This window comes from Oerskovia sp. NPDC060287 (assembly GCF_042726775.1).
GTDB classification, from domain to species: domain Bacteria; phylum Actinomycetota; class Actinomycetes; order Actinomycetales; family Cellulomonadaceae; genus Oerskovia; species Oerskovia merdavium.
Genome location: NZ_JBHXBO010000295.1, coordinates 1 through 4346, shown reverse-complemented (window position 1 = coordinate 4346; position 4346 = coordinate 1). Strand labels below are relative to the sequence as shown.

Here is a 4346-nt window from a genome sequence, read left to right as displayed (position 1 = left end):
CGCCCGCGGGTGCGCCGCCGTCGGGCTGCGTGGGGTCTTCCCGGGCCACGGGCCCGGCCGTGAGGCCGTGGCCGCAGGCTCAGCGGGCCTGGAGCATCTCCGCGACCTGGAAGGCCATCTCGAGCGACTGCTGGTGGTTCAGGCGCGGGTCCACGAGCGTCTCGTAGCGCAGGGCCAGGCCGGCGTCGTCGATCTCCTCGCTACCGCCCAGCACCTCGGTCACGTCGTCGCCCGTGAGCTCGACGTGCAGGCCACCAGGCACCGTGCCGAGCGCACGGTGGACCTCGAAGAAGCCACGGACCTCGTCCAGGACGTCCTCGAGGCGACGGGTCTTGTACCCGCTGTCCGAGGTGATGGTGTTCCCGTGCATGGGGTCCGTGACCCACGTGACGGGGGCGCCGGACTCGCGCACGGCCTCGACGAGCGCTGGCAGCGCGTCGCGGATCCGTCCCGCTCCCATGCGCGTGATGAACGTCAGGCGGCCCGGGATCGCGTCCGGGTTGAGCTTGTCGATCAGGCGCAGCGCGTCGTCGGGGGCCGTGGTCGGGCCGAGCTTGACGCCGATCGGGTTCGCCACGCGCGACAGGAAGTCGACGTGCGCGCCGTCGAGCTGGCGCGTGCGCTCACCGATCCACAGGAAGTGCCCCGAGGTGTCGTAGGCGTTGCCCGAGCGCGAGTCGATGCGCGTGAGCGACCGCTCGTAGTCGAGGATGAGCGCCTCGTGGCTCACGAAGAACTCCACGGTGCGCAGCGCGTCGAAGTCGACCCCGCACGCCTTCATGAAACGGATCGCGCGGTCGATCTCCGCGGCCGTGCTCTCGTAGCGCGCGTACGCGGGGTTGCGCATGAAACCGCGGTTCCACTCGTGCACCTGGCGCAGGTCCGCGAACCCGCCGCCCGTGAAGGCCCGGACCACGTTGAGCGTCGCCGACGAGATCCGGTACGCCTGCATGAGCCGCTCGGGGTCCGGGACGCGGTCCTCGGGCGTGAAGGCGTGCCCGTTGACCATGTCGCCGCGGTACGCGGGCAGCGTGACGCCCTCGCGCGTCTCGTCGTTCGAGCTGCGCGGCTTGGCGTACTGCCCCGCGAGCCGGCCCATCTTCACGATGGGCATGCTCGCGCCGTGCGTCAGGATCACGGCCATCTGCAGGATGGTGCGGACCTTGTTGCGGATGCGCAGGGCGTTCGCGTCCGCGAACGTCTCGGCGCAGTCACCGCCCTGCAGGAGGAAGGCCTCGCCCCGGCCCGCGGCGGCGAGCCGCGAGCGCAGGGTGTCGGCTTCCGAGGGGACCACGAGCGGCGCGGAGGCCGCGAGCCGCGCGGACACGTCCGCGAGGGCCGCGGCGTCGGGCCACGTGGGTTGCTGCTGCGCGACGAGGGAACGGAACGCGTCCAGCCCCTGGGTGATCTCCGCGCCGGTCGTGGTCGCCATCAGCGGGTCAGTGCGCCGTCGGGGCGGCGGGGACGAGCGGCTGGCCGATCTCGCCCAGCAGGTCGCCGAACCACGGCTGCGAGACGTCGAACGCCTTGCCGCCCGCGATGCGCGGGAACTCGATCGCGCGCAGGCGGTCGCCGTTCTCCTCGTCGTGACCGATCACGCCCGACTCGCCCTTGAACGCGCAGTCCACGGCGAGGTCCGTCATGGACTTGATGAGGCGCAGGTCCTCGGCGTTCGCGGCCGCGGCGCGCGAGTAGTAGCCCGACTTCTGGACCATGGTCTTCTCGGCGCCGAGCTTCTCCGCGAACTGCTTGGCGAACCAGGCACCCGGGTTGATCGTGTCGAGCTTGACGTGGCCGAAGGGGTCGCGCTCGACCGTCTCGCCCGACGCCTCGAGCTGCGCGACGATCTCGTTCATGCCCGCGCCCTCGGACAGGAAGATGTTGACGTTGCCGACCTCGTCCATGACGGTGCGCAGGCGCGCTGCCTCGGCCTCGATGTCGAGCGCGAGCTCGGGGACGAACACCGCGTGGATGTCCCACCGCTCCTTGGTCAGGCCGATGCCCGGGACCCACTCCTGCGTGTCGAGCCACTTGCGGTACTCGGCGGCCGAGGCGGCGGTCAGCCAGCCGCAGTGACGCCCCATGACCTCGTGCACGATCAGCATGCGCGGGCCCGAGCGGTGCTCGCCGATGATGTTGCGCGCGAAGCCCGCAGCCTCCTCGGCGGCGGTCCATGCGCCGAGCGACTGACGGATCGGGATCACGTCGTTGTCGATCGTCTTGGGCAGGCCCACGACCGTCAGCTCGTAGTCGTTCTCGTGCAGGTAGGCCGCGAGGTCCGCCGCGGTCGTGTTGGTGTCGTCGCCACCGATGGTGTGCAGGACGTCGACGCCGTCGGCCTTGAGCTGCTCCGCGGCGACCTGCAGCGGGTCCTGGCCCTCCTGGACCAGACCGCGCTTGACGCAGTCCTTCGCGTTCGTGAGCTTGACGCGCGAGTTGCCGATCGGCGAGCCGCCGAAGCGGTGCAGGATGCCCGCGTTCTTGCGGGTCTCCTCGTCGACGACGATCTTGTTGCCGGTCAGCAGGCCGTGGTAGCCGTGCTGGTAGGCGATGATCTCGACCTCGGGGGCGAGCTCGGTGTAGCGCTCGATCAGACCGCCCACGGCGGAGGACAGGCACGGGGCGAAACCACCGGCCGTCAGGAGAGCGACGCGACGAACCTGCCGACGATCAGACATAGCAAAGGAGCCTCTCGTTGAAGGATGCCGCCGTGCCTGCGTCGATCGACGCCGGGGATCCCCCGGGGCAGCGGGACGGCCTGCTCCCTCAGTCTACTGACGGCGCGGGGTCCTCCTGCGGCGGTTCCGGAACCTGGACGTCCGGGACCGGCCTTCCGCCCGGGGCCGCGGGCGAGGCGGGAGGTGTGGTAGCGGCGGGTCCGGCCGCGAGGCGCGCCTTGGCCGTCGCGGCGTAGATGTCCACGTACTCCTGGCCCGAGAGGCTCATGATCGCGTACATGATCTCGTCCGCGACGGCACGCAGGATGAAGCGGTCGTTCTCCATGCCCTTGTAGCGGCTGAAGTCGAGCGGCTCGCCGATCACGATCCCGATCCGCATGGGCTTGGGGATGACCTTGCCGATGGGCTGGGCGATGTTGGTGCCGATCATCGCGACGGGGACCACGGGCGCGCCGGACTCGAGAGCGAGGCGGGCCACGCCGGTCTTGCCGCGGTAGAGGCGCCCGTCGGGGCTGCGCGTGCCCTCGGGGTAGATGCCGAACAGCTCGCCGTCACCCAGGACCCGCAGCCCCGTGGTGAGCGCGGCCTCGCTGGCCTTGCCGCCCGCACGGTCGACGGGGATGGTGCCCACGCCGCGCATGAACCCGGCCGTCAGGCGCCCTTTGATTCCCTTGCCCGTGAAGTAGTCGGACTTGCCGAGGAACTGGACCTTGCGGTTCAGCACGAGGGGCAGGATGAAGGAGTCGATGACCGCGAGGTGGTTGCTCGCGAGGATCGCTCCGCCCTCGTCGGGGACGTTGTCGACGCCGCGCGTCCACGGACGGTACAGCAGCCGGAGCAGGGGGCCGACCAACACCTGCTTCATGAACCAGTAGAACAACGTTCCTCCTTGGAGCACCCCGCGAACACGGGCTGCGGTTCCGACTCTAGAGTGAACCCCATGGCCGCACCGAATGCAGGACCGCAGGACGAGAACGACGGGAAGGACGACGCGATCGAGCCGACCGACGACCAGCCGACCACGCCGCAGGACGACCTCCCCGACGTCGAGGCCCGCTGGGCCGACATCGTGGCCGACCTCTCGGACGTCTCGGCCGCTGCGGAGTCGGCCGTCGCGGAGGCGGGACCCGGCCCGTCCGCGCCCGACGCCCGCCCCTCGGCGCCCCGCGACCTCCACGAGACCTTCCCGGTCGCGCCCTGGGTGCAGGGGCCCGGCCCCCGGGACTGGCCGACCACGCCCGAGGTCGAGGACCTCGAGGAGGCCGAGAGCCACTTCACTCCCCCGGACCCGGACATCGGCATGGGCCGGGACCCGCTGCTGACCATGGCCTGGGGTCTGGTCGCGGGCATCCCGATCCTGCTGCTCGTCGGGATGGTCGTGCTCCGGCCGTTCCCGACGATCGCGGCCCAGGTCGCAGGCGGCCTGTTCCTGGTCGGGCTCGCGGTGCTCGTGTGGCGCATGCCCCACCGCCGCGAGGACGACCACGCGGGGCCGGGCGCCGTCGTCTGACGGTCGCCGTCCGGTGCCCGTCCTGGGGCGTCCGGGCGGCACCGTGGGACGGCTTCCCGTGCCCGACGGCGCCACGCCCCTCGGCGTGCGTCGCGCCCCGGGCGGGACGTCGGACCGCGCAGCAGGACGGGCCCGGCCCGAGGGGGGGGGGAGCGGGG

Annotated in this window: 4 protein-coding genes; 1 reads left to right on the top strand and 3 read right to left on the bottom strand. The window is 71.6% G+C overall.

Translation table 11 applies throughout. From position 1 onward, the window contains the following. Positions 1 to 79: 79 nt before the first annotated feature. From ACFWFR_RS17725 to ACFWFR_RS17715, 3 genes are all read right to left on the bottom strand, one after another. Entirely contained in the window at positions 80 to 1432 is a 1353-nt protein-coding gene (locus ACFWFR_RS17725) for a class II 3-deoxy-7-phosphoheptulonate synthase (protein WP_191803296.1), read from the bottom strand. A 7-nt stretch (positions 1433 to 1439) separates the two neighbouring features. After that, positions 1440 to 2678 carry a pyrophosphate--fructose-6-phosphate 1-phosphotransferase gene (locus tag ACFWFR_RS17720; RefSeq protein ID WP_056650236.1) on the bottom strand — a complete coding sequence of 413 codons (1239 nt, stop codon included), beginning with the start codon at positions 2676 to 2678 and terminating at the stop codon, positions 1440 to 1442. 88 nt (positions 2679 to 2766) lie between these two features. Then, complete coding sequence (locus tag ACFWFR_RS17715) at positions 2767 to 3543, bottom strand: 1-acyl-sn-glycerol-3-phosphate acyltransferase (protein WP_191803292.1); 777 nt, start codon at positions 3541 to 3543, stop codon at positions 2767 to 2769. Between the two features lie 75 nt (positions 3544 to 3618). Here ACFWFR_RS17715 and ACFWFR_RS17710 point away from each other — a divergent pair, with 75 nt between their 5' ends. Further along, entirely contained in the window at positions 3619 to 4188 is a 570-nt protein-coding gene (locus ACFWFR_RS17710) for a hypothetical protein (RefSeq protein ID WP_377616357.1), read from the top strand. The last annotated feature ends 158 nt before the right edge of the window (positions 4189 to 4346 follow it).